This window comes from Wolbachia endosymbiont of Madathamugadia hiepei (assembly GCF_013366855.1).
GTDB lineage: Bacteria > Pseudomonadota > Alphaproteobacteria > Rickettsiales > Anaplasmataceae > Wolbachia.
Genome location: NZ_WQMP01000204.1, coordinates 1 through 759, shown reverse-complemented (window position 1 = coordinate 759; position 759 = coordinate 1). Strand labels below are relative to the sequence as shown.

1 protein-coding gene and 1 pseudogene are annotated in these 759 nt (G+C 38.1%); both read right to left on the bottom strand.

The genetic code is table 11. The features are described from left to right. On the bottom strand, window positions 1-472 hold a 472-nt coding region (locus tag GO685_RS05380), incomplete at its 3' end, for an isocitrate/isopropylmalate family dehydrogenase (protein ID WP_246226444.1). 162 nt (window positions 473-634) lie between these two features. Further along, window positions 635-759, bottom strand: a pseudogene (locus GO685_RS05375) (IS982 family transposase); the annotation flags it as partial.

The window sequence follows — 759 nt, the reverse complement described above, 5'->3', positions numbered from 1 at the left end:
CAAAAGCGTACCTGCATATCTTCTCTGAACCGGACCTAGTAATAATTTTAGTGCATTGGTAAGAGTCACCAGTGAGTCTGTGCTCGATTCCTGTGTAAACGTCTTCCTCATTTTCGCGTATTACAACAACATCAAACTTATCGAACTTATTTTCTATAACAGGATGATACGAAATACACGGTCTGATATTTACATATAACCCTAGATTTTTTCTCAGCGCAACGTTTAAGCTTTTGTGGCCTTTACCTTGAGGAGTTGTTATTGGAGACTTAAGCAATATCTTTGTCCTCTCAATAGACTTCCAGCCACTTGGAGAAATTCCGTGAGACCACTCCTTATTATAAACACGCTCTCCTATTTCAATAACATCTACCGAGATTTTTGCCTCTGCTTCGCGCAATATCGACAGCACCGCTTCCATAATTTCCGGCCCGATACCGTCACCATACGCAACTGTGATTGGTGTTGACATAATTCTCCTAACTACAAATAACCTAATGTTAATTCAAATAATAGAGTGGCACAAGTAGCTAATATTTCCCAAATCAGCATATTGACGGTTATTTAATGGTATACTCTTATTATTAGCTAGTGACGTTGAAACATAGGTGAGGTTATGGACGCTAACTATGGATTAGCCGATAAAGAAAGAGCTGGAAATAGAGGGTTTTTTGGGTTGCATGGAATATGAAATAAGCGTAGAAAAGATGTGAACTAAAAAGTTAATAGGAGATCTATGGCAAGTATGTTCAATTTCTA